General features: G+C 67.7%; 17 protein-coding genes. 12 read left to right on the top strand and 5 right to left on the bottom strand.

All coding sequences use genetic code 11. The features are described from left to right. Positions 1 to 55: 55 nt before the first annotated feature. The 12 genes from ACFVVK_RS02245 (at position 56) to ACFVVK_RS02190 (ending at position 11782) form a co-directional block, all read left to right on the top strand. Positions 56 to 820, top strand: coding sequence for an HAD hydrolase-like protein (locus tag ACFVVK_RS02245; RefSeq protein WP_390262838.1), 765 nt, complete (start codon positions 56 to 58; stop codon positions 818 to 820). After that, the gene (locus tag ACFVVK_RS02240; protein WP_390262836.1) at positions 807 to 1475 is read left to right on the top strand and encodes a lysophospholipid acyltransferase family protein; all 669 of its coding nucleotides are present in this window, start codon (positions 807 to 809) and stop codon (positions 1473 to 1475) included. Before ACFVVK_RS02245 ends, ACFVVK_RS02240 begins: the two co-directional genes overlap by 14 nt. A 90-nt stretch (positions 1476 to 1565) precedes the next feature. Next, positions 1566 to 3575, top strand: coding sequence for an excinuclease ABC subunit UvrC (gene uvrC / locus ACFVVK_RS02235; RefSeq protein WP_390262833.1), 2010 nt, complete (start codon positions 1566 to 1568; stop codon positions 3573 to 3575). Between the two features lie 160 nt (positions 3576 to 3735). Beyond that, positions 3736 to 4659, top strand: coding sequence for an RNase adapter RapZ (rapZ, locus tag ACFVVK_RS02230; RefSeq protein WP_390262830.1), 924 nt, complete (start codon positions 3736 to 3738; stop codon positions 4657 to 4659). After that, positions 4659 to 5678 carry a uridine diphosphate-N-acetylglucosamine-binding protein YvcK gene (gene yvcK / locus ACFVVK_RS02225; RefSeq protein ID WP_390262827.1) on the top strand — a complete coding sequence of 340 codons (1020 nt, stop codon included), beginning with the start codon at positions 4659 to 4661 and terminating at the stop codon, positions 5676 to 5678. The genes rapZ and yvcK overlap by 1 nt, the downstream gene beginning before the upstream one ends. Positions 5679 to 5688: 10 nt before the next feature. After that, entirely contained in the window at positions 5689 to 6669 is a 981-nt protein-coding gene (gene whiA / locus ACFVVK_RS02220; protein WP_390262824.1) for a DNA-binding protein WhiA, read from the top strand. A gap of 204 nt (positions 6670 to 6873) precedes the next feature. After that, the gene (locus ACFVVK_RS02215) at positions 6874 to 7497 is read left to right on the top strand and encodes a superoxide dismutase (RefSeq protein ID WP_390262821.1); all 624 of its coding nucleotides are present in this window, start codon (positions 6874 to 6876) and stop codon (positions 7495 to 7497) included. Between the two features lie 265 nt (positions 7498 to 7762). Next, positions 7763 to 8773, top strand: coding sequence for a type I glyceraldehyde-3-phosphate dehydrogenase (gap, locus tag ACFVVK_RS02210; RefSeq protein WP_390262818.1), 1011 nt, complete (start codon positions 7763 to 7765; stop codon positions 8771 to 8773). 10 nt (positions 8774 to 8783) lie between these two features. Continuing rightward, a complete protein-coding gene (locus tag ACFVVK_RS02205) occupies positions 8784 to 10010 on the top strand; it encodes a phosphoglycerate kinase (protein WP_390262815.1) in 1227 nt (408 codons plus the stop codon). Between the two features lie 139 nt (positions 10011 to 10149). Next, positions 10150 to 10965, top strand: coding sequence for a triose-phosphate isomerase (tpiA, locus tag ACFVVK_RS02200; RefSeq protein WP_390262812.1), 816 nt, complete (start codon positions 10150 to 10152; stop codon positions 10963 to 10965). A 49-nt stretch (positions 10966 to 11014) separates the two neighbouring features. Continuing rightward, on the top strand, positions 11015 to 11272 hold the full coding sequence (secG, locus tag ACFVVK_RS02195; RefSeq protein WP_090956085.1) for a preprotein translocase subunit SecG: 258 nt from the start codon (positions 11015 to 11017) through the stop codon (positions 11270 to 11272). A 114-nt stretch (positions 11273 to 11386) separates the two neighbouring features. Beyond that, the gene (locus tag ACFVVK_RS02190; protein ID WP_390262809.1) at positions 11387 to 11782 is read left to right on the top strand and encodes an RNA polymerase-binding protein RbpA; all 396 of its coding nucleotides are present in this window, start codon (positions 11387 to 11389) and stop codon (positions 11780 to 11782) included. Here the strand turns inward: ACFVVK_RS02190 and pgl are convergent. Genes pgl through tal form a run of 5 tightly spaced genes read right to left on the bottom strand, consistent with a single transcriptional unit; the run spans position 11735 to position 17815 of the window. Continuing rightward, the gene (gene pgl, locus ACFVVK_RS02185) at positions 11735 to 12553 is read right to left on the bottom strand and encodes a 6-phosphogluconolactonase (RefSeq protein ID WP_390262807.1); all 819 of its coding nucleotides are present in this window, start codon (positions 12551 to 12553) and stop codon (positions 11735 to 11737) included. The two genes, ACFVVK_RS02190 and pgl, sit on opposite strands and share 48 nt — an antisense overlap. Continuing rightward, a complete protein-coding gene (locus ACFVVK_RS02180; RefSeq protein ID WP_390262805.1) occupies positions 12543 to 13484 on the bottom strand; it encodes a glucose-6-phosphate dehydrogenase assembly protein OpcA in 942 nt (313 codons plus the stop codon). Before ACFVVK_RS02180 ends, pgl begins: the two co-directional genes overlap by 11 nt. Further along, positions 13481 to 15043, bottom strand: a complete 1563-nt coding sequence (gene zwf / locus ACFVVK_RS02175; protein WP_390262802.1) for a glucose-6-phosphate dehydrogenase — start codon at positions 15041 to 15043, stop codon at positions 13481 to 13483. The genes ACFVVK_RS02180 and zwf overlap by 4 nt, the downstream gene beginning before the upstream one ends. A 15-nt stretch (positions 15044 to 15058) precedes the next feature. After that, entirely contained in the window at positions 15059 to 16693 is a 1635-nt protein-coding gene (locus ACFVVK_RS02170) for a glucose-6-phosphate isomerase (protein WP_390262800.1), read from the bottom strand. 6 nt (positions 16694 to 16699) lie between these two features. Next, positions 16700 to 17815, bottom strand: coding sequence for a transaldolase (gene tal, locus ACFVVK_RS02165; RefSeq protein WP_390262798.1), 1116 nt, complete (start codon positions 17813 to 17815; stop codon positions 16700 to 16702). Positions 17816 to 17984: the final 169 nt, after the last annotated feature.

The following is a 17984-nucleotide window of genomic DNA, read 5'->3' as shown; positions in this document are numbered from 1 at the left end:
TCCTGAAGGAGTATGCGAATTTCTGGCAGCCGCGCACTCGTGAGAAACTAAGCCGGTGACGCAAACAACAGTGCCCGTGATCTTCGACCTTGACGGCACTCTTGTCGATCCGGCCGGGGGCATCACGGGCGGAATCGCCGCGGCCCTCACCGAGCTTGGCCTCCCCGTTCCGGACAGTTCCCGGATGGACGCCATGGTCGGACCTAAGCTGGGCCATGCGCTCACGCAAATTGCCGGCGTTCCGGCCGCACTGTTGGGTGACGTCATCCGGATCTATCGCGGGCACTACGCGTCCACCGGCATCGCACAGAGCAGGCTATATCCGGGAATCCGGGGGCTCCTCGAGGACTTTGTCGCAGCCGGGCGCCCCCTCGCGGTCGCCACCCAGAAGCCGGAGGGGCTGGCCCGCACCGTGCTGGAGCACCACGGCATCGCCGGGTTCTTCCACAGCATCCGCGGCTCCGCCGCCGACGAGTCCGCAACCGGCCCGGGCACGGCTCCCGTCCCCGAAGGCTCGGTCCCCGAAGGCAAGGCCAGCATCGTCGCGGCCGCGCTCACGGACCTGGCTGCCGCCGTCCCTTCGATGGCCGGGCGGGCCATGATGGTGGGGGACCGGGCGCAGGACGTGGCCGGGGCGGCTGCGAACGGACTGGACTGCGTCGGCGTAGGCTGGGGCTTTGCGCTCGAAGGCGAACTGCACGAGGCGGGCGCCGTCGAGGTCGTGCACGATGCGGCGGCGCTTTACGCAACCATCACCAGACTCTCCGAACGCCCGGAGACCACAGCGCTGAACGGGGTGCACGCCGATGGCAATGTTTGAGGGAATCCGCTGGACCACCCGGGGGCTCATATCCACCACCTGCCGTCCCACGGTCATTGGCCTGGAAAACGTGCCCAAGAACGGTCCGTTTATCGTGGCACCGAACCATCTCTCCTTCCTGGACAGCGTGATTGTGCAGGCACTCATGCCGCGGCCCGTGGCGTTCTTCGCGAAGGCCGAATACTTCACCACCGGCGGCATCAAGGGCAAGGCCATGAAGTCCTTCTTTGAAGCGGTGGGCTCCATCCCCGTGGAGCGCGGTGAACAGGCGGCCAGCGTGCAGGCACTGAAGACGCTGCTGGACATCCTCGAGGCCGGCAAGGGCGTGGGGATCTACCCCGAGGGCACGCGCTCCCGCGACGGCATCCTATACCGGGGACGCACCGGCGTCGGCTGGCTGGCCCTCACGACGGGCGCGCCGGTAATTCCGGTGGGCCTGATCGGCACGGAACACCTGATGCCCGCGGACAGCAAGGCCGTCAAGCCGCAGCACTTCACCATGAAGGTGGGCGAGCCTCTGTACTTCGACAAGACGGGCCCGGACCACTCGCTTCCGGCGCGCCGCCAGGTCACGGACCGGATCATGGACGCGATCGCGGAATTGAGCGGCCAGGAACGCTCCACGAGCTACAACCAGAGCAAGTCGGCAGAATAGCGCCGGGCCGCCGGCCCGCCGGCGGGGACGGGCAGGCCCGGCTGCCGGGCGCGTGCACCGGCACCTCCGGTGGCTCAGTAGACTTGATCTGTGGCAGATCCAGCGAGTTACCGACCCCAGACGGGTGAAATTCCAACCAATCCGGGCGTGTACCGCTTCCGCGACCCGCACGGCAGGGTCATCTATGTCGGCAAGGCCAAGAACCTCCGCTCCCGGCTGAATTCCTACTTCGCCAACCCCGCCGGGCTTCTCCCGAAGACGTACGCGATGGTGCACACCGCCAGCAGTGTCGAATGGACGGTGGTGGGCAGCGAACTGGAGTCGCTGCAGCTTGAATACACGTGGATCAAGGAATTCACGCCCCGTTTCAACGTCATGTTCCGGGACGACAAGAGCTACCCGTACCTGGCGGTCACGATGGGGGAGAAGCTGCCCCGTGTCCAGGTGCTGCGCGGCGACCGGCGCAAGGGGACCAGATATTTCGGCCCCTACACGGCAGGCGCCATCCGGGACACCATGGATACCCTGCTGCGGGTCTTCCCGGTGCGCAGCTGCAGCGCCGGCGTGCTCAAACGCGCCCAGGCCAGCGGCCGGCCCTGCCTGCTCGGCTACATCGACAAATGCTCCGCGCCCTGCGTCGGCCGAATCTCGCCCGAGGACCACCGCGCCCTTGCCGAGGACTTCTGCGCCTTCATGGGCGGCGAAGCCAAACCGTTCGTCAACCGGCTGGAAAAGGAGATGGCCGCGGCGGTCGCCGAACTTGACTACGAGCGCGCTGCGCGGCTCCGGGACGACATCGTGGCCCTGAAGAAGGTCTTCGAACGCAACGCCGTGGTCCTCGCGGAAGGCACCGATGCCGACGTCTTCGCCCTGCACGAGGACGAGCTTGAGGCCGCCGTCCAGGTCTTCCACGTCAGGGGAGGCCGGATCCGCGGCCAGCGCGGCTGGGTGGTGGAAAAGGTCGAGGACTCCACCACCCCGGAACTCGTCGAACACCTGCTCACGCAGGTCTACGGCGAGGAAGCTGGACTGCAGGGCCGGCTGCCCCGGGAGGTCCTCGTGCCGACCGAACCGACCAACGCGCCCGAGCTCGCGCAATGGCTCAGCGGCCTGCGCGGTGCCCGCGTGGACGTCCGGGTTCCCCAGCGCGGCGACAAGGCCGCCCTCCTGTCCACGGTCCGGGAAAACGCCGAACACGCGCTCAAACTCCACAAGTCCCGTCGCGCCGGTGACCTCACCATGCGCTCCCAGGCCCTGCAGGAGCTCCAGGAAGCCCTTGAGCTGCCCGTGGCGCTGATGCGCATCGAGTGCTTTGACATTTCGCACGTCCAGGGAACCAACGTCGTCGGCTCCATGGTGGTGGTGGAGGACGGCCTGCCGAAGAAGTCCGACTACCGCAAGTTCACGGTGACCGGCGCCGCCGCGACGGACGACACGGCGGCGATGCACGACGTCCTGACCCGGCGGTTCCGGCACTATCTCGAAGAGAAGAGCGAGCAGGCGGCTGCCGCAGCCAAACCGGCGCACCAGGCCGTGCTGGACGCGGCGACCGCAGCGGCGATCACGGACTCCACCACGCCGGCGCCGCGGAACAAGTTCGCCTACCCGCCCAACCTCGTCGTCGTTGACGGCGGCAAGCCGCAGGTCAACGCCGCCGCCCGTGCCCTGGCGGACCTGGGCATCGAGGACGTGTACGTCGTCGGCCTGGCCAAGCGGCTGGAGGAGGTCTGGCTGCCGGACAGCGACTTCCCGGTGATCCTCCCGCGCGCCTCGGCCGGTCTCTATCTGCTGCAGCGGATCCGCGACGAGGCCCACCGCTTCGCGATCACTTTCCACCGGCAAAAGCGCGGCAAGGCCATGACGGTCTCCGCGCTGGACAGTGTGCCCGGGCTGGGTGACTCAAAACGCAAGGCCCTCCTGGCCGAGTTTGGTTCCGTCAAGGGCATCAAGGCCGCCACGGCCGAAGAACTCACCGGGGCCAAAGGCATCGGTCCGGCACTCGCCGCCGCGATCGTCCGGCACTTCACAGCCGGCGACGGCTCGGACGCCGCCACGGTTCCGGCCATCAACATGACCACCGGTGAAATCCTCGAAACTTAGCTAGCTCCGCCAAATTTAGCTAGGGTATTGACTTGGGGTAGCCGCAGCGCGGCATCGACGCGGCCCGGCCGCAACCTGACCGAGCACACCACACAACGAGCACACCAATAACGGGCACACCGAACAAGCAGAGCGCACAGGCAGAGATGGGGCTTCATTGATGGCAGAGTCGACGGCAGGATCCGAGGCGGATGTGGACGGCATGACACCCGTCAAACCCGTCGAGGCGGAACTGCTGGTGGTGACCGGAATGTCGGGAGCCGGCCGGAGCACCGCCTCGGACGCTCTCGAGGACCACGGCTGGTACGTCGTGGAAAACCTCCCGCCGCAGATGCTCGGCACGCTCGCGGATCTCGTGTCGCGCAGCCCGCAGTCGATGTCCAAGCTCGCCGTCGTCATGGACGTCCGGAGCAAGGAGCTGTTCGCGGACATGCGCGCCGCGCTCCGCGCCTTGGAGGCCACGGGCGTGACTTTCCGCGTGTTGTTCCTCGACGCCAACGACGGCGTCCTGGTCCGCCGCTTCGAGCAGGGCCGCCGGCCCCATCCGCTCCAGGGCGGCGGCAGGATTCTCGACGGCATCGCCGCCGAACGCGAGCTGGTCCGCGAGCTGCAGGACACCGCCGACATCGTGCTGGACACCTCCGCCCTTAACGTCCACGGCCTCGCGACCGCCATCACAGAACTTTTCAGCGAAACCGGGCCGGTGACGCTGCGGCTGAACGTCATGAGCTTCGGCTTCAAGTACGGGCTGCCGGTCGACGCCAACTTCGTGGCCGACGCCCGCTTTATCCCCAATCCGCACTGGGTCCCGCAGCTGCGCCCGCACACCGGCCTGGACAAGGACGTCAGCGACTACGTGCTGGAGGCCCAGGGCGCCGGCGACTTCGTGGAACGGTACGTCACGGCCCTCGAACCGGTCCTGGACGGCTACCGGCGCGAGAACAAGCACTACGCCACGATTGCGGTGGGCTGCACCGGGGGCAAGCACCGCTCAGTGGCGGTGGCCGTCGAACTCTCACGGAGGCTCGCCCAGTACCCTCGGGTCACCGTGACCACGACGCACCGGGACCTGGGCCGCGAATAATGGCGCTGCTGACCGGCCCGCTGCCCCTGGTCCCGCCTGCCAGCGCCGCCTTCGCCAGCCAGCAGGACAAGGGCCCCTCCGTGGTGGCGCTTGGCGGCGGCCATGGGCTTTCCGCCTCGCTGTCCGCCCTGCGCCTGCTCACCTCGGAGCTCACCGCGATCGTCACCGTCGCGGACGACGGCGGATCCTCCGGCCGGCTCCGTGAGGAGTACGGCGTGCTCCCGCCGGGCGACCTCCGCATGGCCCTGTCCGCGCTGTGCGACGACACCGACTGGGGCCGCACCTGGCGCGACGTCATGCAGCACCGCTTCGCCCCGGGCAACGGCCCGGGCGGTTCCCTCGACGCGCACGCCATGGGCAACCTGCTGATCGTGACACTTTGGGAACTCCTGGGGGACACGGTGGCCGGGCTCAAATGGGCGGGCGCCCTGCTTGGCGCGCGCGGCGAAGTCCTGCCGATGTCCAGCATGCCACTCACCATCGAAGGCCAGGTCCGCGTCACCGCCCCGGACGGCACCACAGCAATGCAGGCCGTGACCGGCCAGGCCAAATGCGCCGTGGCCGGCAACCTGGAGCACGTCCGGCTGCTGCCCGAGGACGCCCCGGCCTGCACGGAGGCGCTGACCGCGATCGAGCTGGCGGACTGGGTGATCCTTGGCCCGGGGTCCTGGTACACCTCCGTGCTGCCGCACCTGCTGCTCCCGGAGATGCGCGACGCGCTCTGCCACACGGCGGCCCGCCGCTGCCTGACGATGAACCTGGCCACGGACACCAAGGAAACCGCCGGCATGAGCGCCGCGGACCACCTCCGGGTGCTGCGCGAGTACGCGCCGGAGTTCACAGTCGACGTCGTCCTGGCTGACCCGGCCTCAGTCCAGAACATGGCCGACTTCGAGCAGGCGGCCGGAATGCTCGGTGCCGAGGTGGTCTTGGGTAAAGTGGGGGCGTCTGGTCGCCGTCCGGTCCACGATCCGTTGCGGCTGGCGACGGCGTACCACGATATTTTCGGGAATAGTTAGGAAAGGTGCCATGGCACTGACAGCATCAGTCAAGGAAGAACTTTCCCGTCTGGATATCAAGAAGTCCTCGGTCCGCAAGGCGGAGGTGTCGGCCATGCTCCGCTTCGCGGGCGGGCTGCATATCATCTCGGGCCGGATCGTGATCGAGGCCGAAGTCGACCTCGCCTCGACAGCCCGGCGGCTGCGTGCCGCGATCGCCGAGGTCTACGGCCACCAGAGCGAGATCATCGTCGTCTCGGGCGGCGGGTTGCGCCGCGGCAGCCGCTATGTGGTCCGCGTTGTCCGGGACGGTGAGGCCCTCGCCCGCCAGACCGGGCTTCTGGACACCCGCGGCCGGCCTGTCCGGGGCCTGCCCTCCGTGGTGGTCAACGGATCCGCGGCGGACGCCGAGGCCGTGTGGCGCGGTGCGTTCCTGGCCCACGGCTCGCTCACCGAGCCGGGCCGCTCCTCCGCCATGGAAGTCACCTGCCCCGGTCCCGAGTCTGCCCTGGCCCTCGTGGGCGCCGCCCGCCGCCTCGGCATCCAGGCCAAGGCGCGCGAGGTCAGGGGAGTGGACCGCGTGGTGATCCGCGACGGCGACACGATCGCCGCGCTGCTGACCCGCATGGGCGCGCATGACGCGCTCATGGTCTGGGAAGAACGCCGGATGCGCAAGGAAGTCCGCGCCACCGCCAACCGGCTGGCAAACTTCGACGACGCCAACCTGCGCCGCTCCGCCCAGGCCGCCGTCGCCGCCGGTGCCCGCGTGGACCGTGCCCTGGAAATCCTGGGCGACGACGTCCCGCACCACCTCAAGTACGCCGGCGAACTGCGCGTCGCCCACAAGCAGGCCAGCCTGGACGAGCTTGGCCGCCTTGCCGAGCCGATCATGACCAAAGATGCCATCGCCGGCCGGATCCGCCGGCTCCTGGCCATGGCGGACAAGCGGGCCCAGGACCTCGGCATCCCGGGCACGGAAGCCAATGTGACGCCCGAAATGCTCGACGACTAGCCAGCCCCCTAGAATCAACAGCACCGGACCTAAGGCAATTCCGCCGGCGACGGAACTGCCTTGAAATTGCCTTAGAGAAATATCCGGGAGCCGCGGCGGGTTGTCGCCGTTGGGTCCCCCGCCATCTTCCGGATGCCCGGCATCCGGATGCACAATCCGAGAGTTACCGAACCGGACAACCCGTCCACGACATTGGAGGATTTTGTGACCGAGTACGTACTGCCCGAGCTCGACTATGACTATGCAGCGCTGGAACCGCACATCTCTGCGAAGATCATGGAGCTGCACCACAGCAAGCACCACGCCGCCTACGTGACCGGCGCCAACAACGCCCTCGCCCAGCTGGCCGAAGCGCGTGAGAAGGGCGACTTCGCCAACATCAACCGCCTCTCCAAGGACCTCGCGTTCCACACCGGCGGCCACATCAACCACTCTGTCTTCTGGAAGAACCTCTCCCCGGACGGCGGCGACAAGCCCGAGGGCGAGCTCGCCGCAGCGATCGACGACGCCTTCGGCTCGTTCGACGCTTTCCGCGCCCAGTTCAGCGCCGCGGCGCTGGGCCTGCAGGGCTCCGGCTGGGGCTTCCTGGCCTACGAGCCCATTGGCGGCAACCTGGTGATCGAACAGCTCTACGACCAGCAGGGCAACGTCGCACTCGGCACCACTCCGCTGCTGATGCTGGATATGTGGGAGCACGCCTTCTACCTGGACTACGTGAACGTGAAGGCCGACTACGTCAAGGCGTTCTGGAACATCGTCAACTGGGCCGACGTCGCCAAGCGCTTCGACGCTGCCCGCAGGAACGCGACGGGCCTGATCACCCTCTAGGGTGAGCTGACGGACTCCCGTTTGTAACAAAGCTCACAATAAAGGCCGCTTCGGCCCGTAATGTGGACGGACTGCCCCCGCACTTGCGGGGGCAGTCCAACTTAAACGTAAGATAGATCACGGAAGGCGGTTAGCCTTCAGCAACGTGGCTGGTCGCCCTCCGATCTGGTAATTATCTCTGCCCAATGGCGTGCGGGATCTGTTAGTTGGCTTGAACGCCTTCTCAACTAGTCGTGCTCGCAGGAGCACCAAGGAGAATGAAAACGTGACGACCCGTATTGGCATCAACGGCTTTGGCCGTATCGGCCGCAACTACTTCCGCGCCGCCCTCGCGCAGGGCGCCGACCTTGAGATCGTTGCGGTCAACGACCTCACCAGCCCGGAAGCCCTCGCTCACCTCTTCAAGTACGACTCCGTGGGCGGACGCCTGGCGGAAACCATCGAGGTCAAGGACGGCAACATTGTCGTTGACGGCAAGACCGTGAAGGTCCTCGCCGAGCGTGATCCCGCCAAGCTGCCCTGGGGCGAGCTGGGCGTCGACATCGTGATCGAGTCCACGGGCTTCTTCACCAAGGCCGCTGACGCGCAGAAGCACATCGACGCCGGCGCCAAGAAGGTCCTGATCTCCGCCCCCGCCTCGGGCGAAGACATCACGGTGGTGATGGGCGTCAATGACGGCCTGTACGACGATGCAGCGCACCACATCATCTCCAACGCCTCCTGCACCACCAACTGCCTCGGCCCGCTGGCCAAGGTTGTCAACGACGCCTTCGGCATCGAGCGCGGCCTGATGACCACCGTCCACGCGTACACCGCCGACCAGAACCTGCAGGACGGCCCGCACAACGACCTCCGTCGCGCCCGCGCCGCCGCCGTCAACATGGTTCCCACGTCCACGGGTGCGGCCAAGGCCATCGGCCTGGTCCTGCCGGAGCTCAAGGGCAAGCTGGACGGCTACGCCATCCGCGTCCCGGTCCCCACCGGCTCCGCCACGGACCTGACCGTCACGGTTTCCCGCGAGACCACCGTCGAGGAAGTCAACGCCGCCCTGAAGGCAGCCTCCGAGACCGAAGAGCTCAAGGGCCTGCTGACCTACACCGATGAGCCGATCGTCTCCTCGGACATCGTCGGCGACCCGGCATCGTCCATCTTCGACTCCGGCCTGACCAAGGTGATCGGCAACCAGGTCAAGGTTGTGTCCTGGTATGACAACGAATGGGGCTACTCCAACCGCCTCGTTGACCTCACGGAGCTTGTCGCGTCCAAGCTGGGCTAGGGTAAGACACATGACATTCCACACCCTCAACGAATTGATCGCTGATGGTGTCCGCGGGCGGTACGTTCTGGTTCGAAGTGACCTGAACGTGCCGCTCGACGGCTCTACAGTGACTGACGACGGCCGCATCAAGGCCTCTCTGCCAGTGCTGGCGAAGCTCACGGACGCCGGTGCCCGCGTGCTGGTCACGGCACACCTTGGCCGCCCCAAGGGCGCCCCCGAGGACAAGTACTCGCTCAAGCCCGCCGCGACGCGGCTGGCGGAGCTCGCCTCCTTCAAGGTCTCACTGGCCGCCGACACTGTGGGCGAATCAGCCAGGGAGCTCTCCGCCGCCCTCCAGGACGGTGAAGTGCTGATCCTGGAAAACGTGCGTTTCGACGCCCGGGAGACCGCCAAGGACGACGCCGAGCGCGGCGCCTTCGCGGACGAGCTCGTCGCCCTCACCGGTGACAGCGGCGCGTTCGTGGACGATGCCTTCGGTGCCGTGCACCGCAAGCACGCCAGCGTGTACGACGTCGCCACCCGGCTGCCGTCGTACCAGGGCGACCTCGTCCGCACGGAGGTCGAGGTGCTGCGCAAGCTCACCACCGACACCCAGCGGCCCTACGTCGTCGTCCTCGGCGGCTCCAAGGTCTCGGACAAGCTGGCCGTCATCGACAACCTCCTCGGCAAGGCCGACACGATCCTGGTGGGGGGCGGCATGCTGTTCACCTTCCTCGCGGCCGCGGGCCACAAGGTCGCGGGCAGCCTGCTCGAAGAGGACCAGATCCCGGTCGTCCAGGATTACCTCAAGCGGGCAGCCGACGCCGGCACGGAGTTCATTGTGCCCACCGACGTTGTGGTGGCCAGCAAGTTCGCCGCCGACGCCGATCACGAGACCGTCGCGGCCGACGCCATCGAGTCCAGCGGCTTCGGCGCCCAGGGCATCGGCCTGGACATCGGACCGGAGTCCGCGGCGGCCTTCGCGGAACGGATCAAGGGCGCCAAGACCGTGTTCTGGAACGGCCCCATGGGCGTGTTCGAATTCGCGGCCTTCGCCGACGGCACCCGGGCCATCGCGCAGGCGCTGACCGAAACCGACGCGTTCACGGTGGTCGGCGGCGGAGACTCCGCGGCTGCAGTCCGCACGCTCGGTTTCGCTGATGACCAGTTCGGCCATATTTCCACCGGCGGCGGCGCCAGCCTCGAGTATCTCGAAGGCAAGGAACTGCCCGGCCTGAGCGTCCTGGACCGCTAAGGCGCTGACTGTTAGCGGCGCGGCCGGCAGCAGCTCCGGCCGCTCCGCTGCAGCCACCACTGAGCCGGCAGGGTGCCCCTCGTCAAGGAACCGGGGCACCCTGCCGGCTGTTCACACCACAAGCACTCTGGGAGATCACGTGACCACGTCAACCAACGGTAAATTCGATCGCAAGCCCTTCATCGCGGGCAACTGGAAGATGAACATGGACCACGTCCAGGGCATCACCCTTCTGCAGAAGCTCGCGTGGACCCTGTCCGACGCCAAGCACGACTACAGCAGGGTCGAGGTTGCCGTCTTCCCGCCCTTCACCGATCTCCGCGGTGTCCAGACCCTCGTCCAGGGCGACGAGCTCGCTGTCGTCTACGGCGGCCAGGACCTCTCCCCGTTCGACTCCGGCGCGTACACCGGTGACATTTCCGGGCAGTTCCTGGCGAAGCTCGGCTGCAGCTACGTCCTGGTCGGCCACAGCGAACGCCGCACCATCCACAACGAGTCCAACGAGGTCCTCAACGCCAAGACTAAGGCCGCCTTCCGGCACGGCCTCACCCCGGTGCTCTGTGTCGGAGAAGGCCTGGAAATCCGCCAGGCCGGGACCCATGTGGACCACACCCTGGCCCAGCTGCGCGCCGCCGTCGAGGGCCTCACCCCGGAGCAGGCTGCCGACCTCGTCGTCGCCTACGAGCCCGTCTGGGCCATCGGCACCGGCGAGGTTGCCGGCCCCGAGGACGCACAGGAAATGTGCGCAGCCATCCGGGCCGAACTGTCCAGCCTCTTCGGAGCCGACGTCGCCGCCAGGACGCGCCTGCTCTACGGCGGCTCCGTCAAGGCGAACAACGCGGCCTCCATCCTGAAGGAGCGCGACGTCGACGGCTTGCTGGTCGGCGGTGCCAGCCTTGACGCTGCCGAGTTTGCTAATATTGTCAGGTTCGAGAGTCACCTGGTCACGGATTAGTCCGTATACAGGTCAGGCCCCCGCAATCCAATTCTTCTGAAAGGCCGTCGTGGACGTTCTTCATGTCATTCTGCAGGTGCTTCTGGGCATCACCAGCCTCCTGCTGACGTTGCTCATCCTGCTCCACAAGGGACGCGGAGGCGGCCTGTCGGACATGTTCGGCGGCGGCATGAGCTCCGGGCTGAGCTCCTCCGGCGTCGCGGAGCGCAACCTCAACCGGTTCACGATCATCCTGGGAATCACCTGGGGCGTGGTGATCATCGCCCTCGGCCTGCTCATGCGCTTCAGCACAGGCGCCGATTCCTAACGTCTTTTCAAAAACTTCATAAGGGGTCTTGCGGCCCTCCCGGCATCGGGAACTCCCAAACTACACTGTCGCTGGCAAGCACCATCCGACCAGCTGAGTAGCCAGGAGTTCCCGATGCTGCATTCTGCTTCCGGATTCAAGGGAATCCGTGTGGGCGCCACCGAAGGGGCGTCTCCCCGCCACGAGCCACTGAACGGGGCCGGCGCACGCCAGCCCCGTATTCGCGTCTCCTACCGGTGCGCCAAGGGCCATGAAACCGCTCTCGTGTTCGCACAACTGCCTGAGGAGCAGATCCCGGGGGTCTGGGACTGCCGGCACTGCGGCGGCACCGCAACCCGCGACGAAACGAAGTTCGCCCTCGAGGATGCGCCGGTGGAGGGCTTTAAGACGCACCTGGAATACGTTAAAGAGCGGCGCTCCAGCCAGGACGCCGAAGACGTGCTGGCCGGAGCGCTGGAACGGCTACGCGCCAGACGGGCCCTTCCGGACGAGCTGCTCCGGGACCCGTGAGGCCGCGTTCTCATCGATCAGCCACAGGGTCTCGCGGCGGCCACGCGGGCCCGCAGCGGGAACCTGCACGGGGTTGGCCCCGGCCAGGGCCAAGCCCACGGCGCCTGCCTTGTCGTCACCGGCCACCACCATCCACACCTCCGACGCCGTATTGATCGCCGGTAAGGTCAGCGAGACCCGCTCCGGCGGCGGCTTGGGGGAGTTCCGGACACCCACCACGGTCAGTTCCTTCTCCCGGATGCCGGCCTGCTCCGGGAAGAGCGACGCGACGTGCGCGTCCGGGCCCACACCGAGCAGGACGATGTCCAGCCGCGGCAGTCGGGCGGGCTGCTCCGGCCGGTCATCGGACATGTCAGCGGCGTGCTCGGCCGCAGCCGCTTCCGCGAGCCGGCGCGCGTAGTCCGCCGCAGCCTCTTCCGGGCTTTCAAAGTCGTCCGTGGACCCGGGCACGTGGACGCGCCCGGGGTCGACGTCGATGCGGGACAGCAGAGCCTCGTGGGCCTGGCGGGCGTTTCGCTCGGCGTCGTCCGCCGGCAGAAAGCGCTCGTCCCCCCACCAGAAGTTCACCTTGGACCAGTCGACGGCCTTCGCCGCCGGTGATTCCGCCACGGCCTTGAGCGAGCCGATCCCCATTGTGCCCCCGGTAAGCACCACCGTGGCCTCGCCGTGCCGGTCCTGAATATCCACAAGCTTGGTGATCAGGCGGGCGGCTATGGCAGCCATCAGGACGGTCGAGTCAGGATGGATGCTTACTCTGGGGTCAGCGCTCACTGGGACGGACACTCCTTAGGTTGGTACGTGGCAGTCCCATAGTAATCACTTCGCCGAACACTTCGTCCGGGTCCAGGCGGCGCAGTTCTTCCGCGAGGCAGTCCTTGAGGCTGCGGCGCGGCAGGGAGATCCGCTGCGCCGGCTGCCCGGGCTGGGTCAGCTCCGCAATGGTCAGCCCCGGCCGGAACAGCTGGATGTCCCCGGCGGCCCGGGACAGCCGGACGCGCCGGATCCCGGTGCCCGCCGGATCCGCGACGATCGTCACGGGCACGTCCAGGGCGAGGGTCAACCAGGCCGCGAGGAGCAGGGTGCTGGGGGAGTCCGAGGCCCCCTCAACGGTGACGGCCGCAACGGGCGAGTCGTCCGCCTGGTCCAGGACCGCTGCCAGCTGGATGCGCCAGTTGGTCAGCCGGGTCCAGGCAAGGTCCGTGTCGCCGGCCTTGTAGGTGCGGCGGATGTTCTCAAGCGCCGCGACCGGGTCCGTCTCATTGGCCGAGTCGGTGATCCGGCGGTGCGCGATGCCCCCGATCGAGGTCTGGCAGGCGTTCCTGGGGGCGCCGTGCGGCCACCAGGCCACGATCGGCGCGTCCGGCAGCAGCAGGGCCGCGACAAGGGACTCGCTTTCCTCCGCGAGTTCACCGTAGCCGCGCAGCAGGATGACCTCGGAAGCGCCGGCGTCGCCGCCCACCCGGATCTGCGCGTCCAGCCGGGTCGGGGCCTGCGCCCCGGCATCGGCGAGGACGATGATCCGGCACGGGTGCTCCCGGCTGGCCTCGTTCGCGGCTTCAATGGCTTCCTCTTCGAGCCCGGAGCGGGTGACCACCACGAGGGTCAGCACCCGGCCCAGGGCGATCACGCCGCCCTGCTCGCGCAGGGCCATGATCTTCTTGGAGATCTTCGAGGTGGTGGTGTCGGGAAGATCTACGATCATGGCCTTCTCCAGGTTCGTCCGTCGCGGGCAAGGAGCTCGTCGGCCGAGGCGGGACCCCAGCTGCCGGGCGCGTAGGGCTGGGGCTGTTCGTCCAGGCCGGCCCAGTACTTCTCGAACGGGTCCAGGATCTTCCAGGACAGCTCGACTTCCTCGTGCCGCGGGAACAGCGGCGGTTCGCCCAGCAGCACGTCCAGGATCAGGCGCTCGTACGCTTCGGGGCTGGACTCGGTGAAGGAGTGGCCGTAGCCGAAGTCCATGGTGACGTCGCGGACCTCCATCTGGGTGCCCGGGACCTTCGACCCGAACCGGATGGTGGCGCCCTCATCGGGCTGGACCCGGATCACCACGGCATTCTGGCCGAAGTCGTCCTCGCCGTGGTCGCGGAAGAGCAGGTTCGGGGCCCGCTTGAAGACGACGGCGATCTCTGTCACGCGGCGGCCCAGCCGCTTGCCGGCACGCAGGTAGAACGGCGCGCCGGACCAGCGCCGGGTGTTGATGTCCACCCGGATCGCGGCAAACGTCTCGGTCTTGGAATCGGCCGGGATGCCCTCTTCCTCCAGGTACCCCAGGACCTCCTCGCCGCCCTGCCAGCCGCCCGTGAACTGCCCGCGCGCCGAGTGCGCGGAAAGGTCGTCGGGGAGCCTGACGGCGGAGAGGACCTTTTCCTTTTCGGCGCGCAGGTCATCGGCGTTGAAGGAGACGGGCTCCTCCATGGCCGTCAGCGCCAGGAGCTGCAGCAGGTGGTTCTGGATGACGTCGCGGGCAGCGCCCACCCCGTCGTAGTAACCGGCCCGGCCGCCCGTTCCGATGTCCTCCGCCATGGTGATCTGCACGTGATCGACGTAGTTGGCGTTCCAGAGCGGTTCGAAGAGCTGGTTCGCGAAGCGCAGCGCCAGGATGTTCTGCACCGTCTCCTTGCCCAGGTAGTGATCAATCCGGAAGACGGAATCCGGCGGGAACACCGACTCCACGATGCCGTTGAGCTGGCGGGCCGATTCGAGGTCATGCCCGAAGGGCTTCTCGATCACCACGCGGCGCCACTTGTCGCCCTCGGCCTGGGCCAGGCCGTGCTTGGAGAGCTGGCGGCAGACCTGTTCGAAGGCTTTCGGCGGGATGGAGAGGTAGAACGCATGGTTGCCCCGGGTACCGCGCTGCTCATCGAGCTCATCGATCGTCTCGCCGAGCCGCTTGAACGCGTCGTCGTCGTCGAACTCGCCCTGGACGAAGCGGATGCCCTCCGAGAGCTGCTTCCAGACCGTTTCATCGAACGGTGTCCGGGCGTACGACTTGACGGACTCCAAGACCTCCGCGGCGAAGTCCTCGTTCTCCCACTGCCGGCGGGCAAAGCCCACCAGCGCGAAGCTGGGCGGCAGCAGTCCGCGGTTCGCGAGGTCATACACGGCCGGCATGAGTTTCTTGCGGGCGAGGTCTCCGGTCACCCCGAACAGGACCAGCGATGACGGTCCGGCAATTCGGTTCAGACGGCGGTCCCGAGGGTCCCGGAGCGGGTTGCGCCCCCGGCCGGCTGCGGAACCGCCGCCGTTGTAGGTTTCTGGCATGGTTGCGTGGGTGCCTTAGCTCTGAGTGGAAGGTGCGGCCTGGCCGGCAAGGGAAGCGACGATTTCCTGCAGCTGCTTCACACCCGCGTCGCGGTCGGTCAGGTGCAGCCGCAGGACCGGACGGCCATGCTCGGACAGGACCTGGGCATCCCCGGCCGCCTGCGCCGAAATCAGCTCGCCAAACGTGAACGGGCGCTCGGGGATGGCGAGGTCCAGTGCGGACGCGGCGGTCACCTGAAGGAACACACCGATCGCGGGTCCGCCCTTGTGGAACTGTCCGGTGGAGTGCAGGAAGCGGGGACCCCAGCCGAAGGTCACAGGGCGCCGGCTGACTGCCGCCAGCTCCTCTCGGACCCCCTCGAGGTCCGCGTAGGCTAGCCGGTCGAAATAGGCCTGGACACTAAGGTAGCTGTCCGGTCCCAGCTCGCCCAGCAGGGCGTTGACTGCCTCCGCTGCGGTGGCCGCGCCGGCGAGCCATGCTCCGCCGCGGACCTCGATGGCGCCGTCGGTGAAGTCCGCCGGCGTCGGCTCGGGTTGCGCGTCCAGCAGGCCGCGTGCGGCGACCTTGGCGGCCTCGACGTCGGGCTGGTCAAAGGGGTTGATGCCCAGCAGCCGGCCCGCCACGGCGGTGGCGAACTCCCACACCATCATCTGCGTCGCGAGGCCGCCGGCAATGGCGACCTCGTTTTCGCGCAGATCGACGTCGTCATCGGCCGCGACGAGCCGGATGACCAGGACATCGGGAGCGCCAAGGGTGGCTTCCGGGGAGGCGGGACCGGCTACGACCGGCAGCACCCCGGTGCCCAGCTTGCCCGTGGATTCGGCGATGAGCTGTTCGGCCCAGTCGGCGAAGCCGACGATCCCCGAACCGTCCTCCGCGATGACGACCTTGTTGCGCAGCGGGTTGGTGCCGCCCAGGGCCGAGCCAAGGGCGAGGCCGATGTTCTCGGGGGAGTCCTCATTGAGGATCTCCGCCGCCTCTTCCGCTTCATCCAGGAAAGCCTGGATGTCGACTCCGGCCAGTCCGCAGGGGACCAGCCCGAACGCGGTCAGTGCCGAGAAACGGCCGCCGACGTTGGGGTCTGCGTTGAAGACGGCCCGGTAGCCGGCCTCCCGGGAGGCCTGGTCCAGCGGCGAACCCGGGTCGGTGACAATGATGATCCTGCTCTTCGCATCGATGCCGGCATCGGTGAACGCCTGCTCGAAGATGCGTCGCTGGGAGTCTGTCTCCACGGTGGAACCGGACTTGGACGACACGACAATGGCCGTTTCGGCCAGCCGGTCCGCCAGGGCGGCGCTGACCTGTTCAGGGTCCGTGCTGTCCAGCACAGCCAGCTCGACGCCAGCGGTACCCGCAATGACTTCAGGCGCCAGCGAGGAGCCGCCCATGCCGCAGAGGACAATCCGCGTCACGCCGTCGGCCTTCAGCGCGTCGCGGAGTTCCAGGATGCTGCTGACCAGCGGCTGGGAGACGGTGGCCGCCTCGACCCAGCCCAGGCGGACAGCGGATTCCTGCTCGGCGTCCGGACCCCACAGGGTAGCGTCCTTCGCGAAGATCCGGGTCGCGATGCGGTCCTCCAGCAGTGCGGGGAGGTGCTGCTCATGTGCCTGGCGGGCTGCGCCGGTGGCGTCGTAGCTGAGTGTGCTCATGGTGGGTTAGGAAGCCTTCCGTGCAGAGGCGAGGGCGCCTTCGACGTCGCCGAGGAGTTCCTTCCAGCTGGCGACGAACTTGTCCAGGCCTTCGGACTCGAGCAGGGCCACGACGTCGTTGTAGGAGATGCCGAGCGCGTCGAGGGCGTTCAGCGTCGCGTTGGCGTCGTCGTAGCCGCGGGTGACGGTGTCGCCGGTGACCGCGCCGTGGTCGAAGGTGGCGTCCAGGGTCTTCTCCGGCATGGTGTTCACCACGCCGGGGGCGACGAGCTCGGTGACGTAGAGGGTGTCCGGGTAGGCCGGGTCCTTCACGCCGGTGGAGGCCCAGAGCGGGCGCTGCGGCAGGGCGCCGGCCTCGGCCAGCAGGGCCCAGCGTTCGGTGGAGAAGAGCTCCTGGTAGACCTGGTAGGCCAGGCGGGCGTTGGCCAGGCCGGCCTTGCCCTTGAGCGCCTTCGCCTCGTCGGTGCCGATGCCGTCGAGGCGCTTGTCGATTTCGGCGTCGACGCGGGAGACGAAGAAGGACGCGACGGAGTGGATCTTGGAGAGGTCGTGGCCGTTGCCCTTGGCCTGCTCCAGGCCCGACTGGAAGGCGTTGATCACGGCGCGGTAGCGCTCGAGGGAGAAGATCAGGGTCACGTTGACGCTGATGCCCTCGGCCAGGGTGGCGGTGATGGCTTCCAGGCCCTCAAGGGTAGCCGGGATCTTGATCAGGACGTTGTCCTTGGCGACCTTCTTGTACAGGTGCTTCGCTTCGGCGATGGTGCCCGCGGTGTCCCAGGCGAGGCGGGGGTCCACCTCGATGGACACGCGGCCGTCGACACCCTTGGTGGCCGCGGCGACCGGGGCGAAGAGGTCGCAGGCGTCGGCGACGTCGGTGGTGGTGATCTCGAAGACGGTCTCTTCCACGGTGGCGCCGGCCGCGGCCTGGGCCGCGATGGTGGCGTCGTAGTCGGTGCCGGTGGTGATGGCGGCGTGGAAGATCGACGGGTTCGTGGTGACGCCGACGACGTTCTTCTCTTCGATCAGCTTGCGCAGGGTGCCGGTGTCCAGGCGGCCGCGGGAGAGGTCATCAAGCCAGATGGAGACTCCGGCGTCGGAGAGCTGCTGGGTGGGGGTAGTCATGTCATATCTCCTGGAAATGATGGGTTCCGGGGGCGCATCGTCCCCCGGAACCGCGAGGGTGGGTCAGTTGGTAACGCTGGCGAGGGAGTCCTTCGCGGCGGCGGTGACGGCTTCGGCGGTGATGCCGAATTCCTGGAAGAGGCGTTTGTAGTCCGCGGACGCGCCGAAG

Origin of the sequence: Arthrobacter sp. NPDC058192 (assembly GCF_042883665.1) — a bacterium.
In the GTDB taxonomy this organism is placed as follows: Bacteria; Actinomycetota; Actinomycetes; order Actinomycetales; family Micrococcaceae; genus Arthrobacter.
The sequence above is the reverse complement of the archived record's forward strand: the minus strand, read 5'-3'. Positions and strand labels throughout refer to the sequence as shown.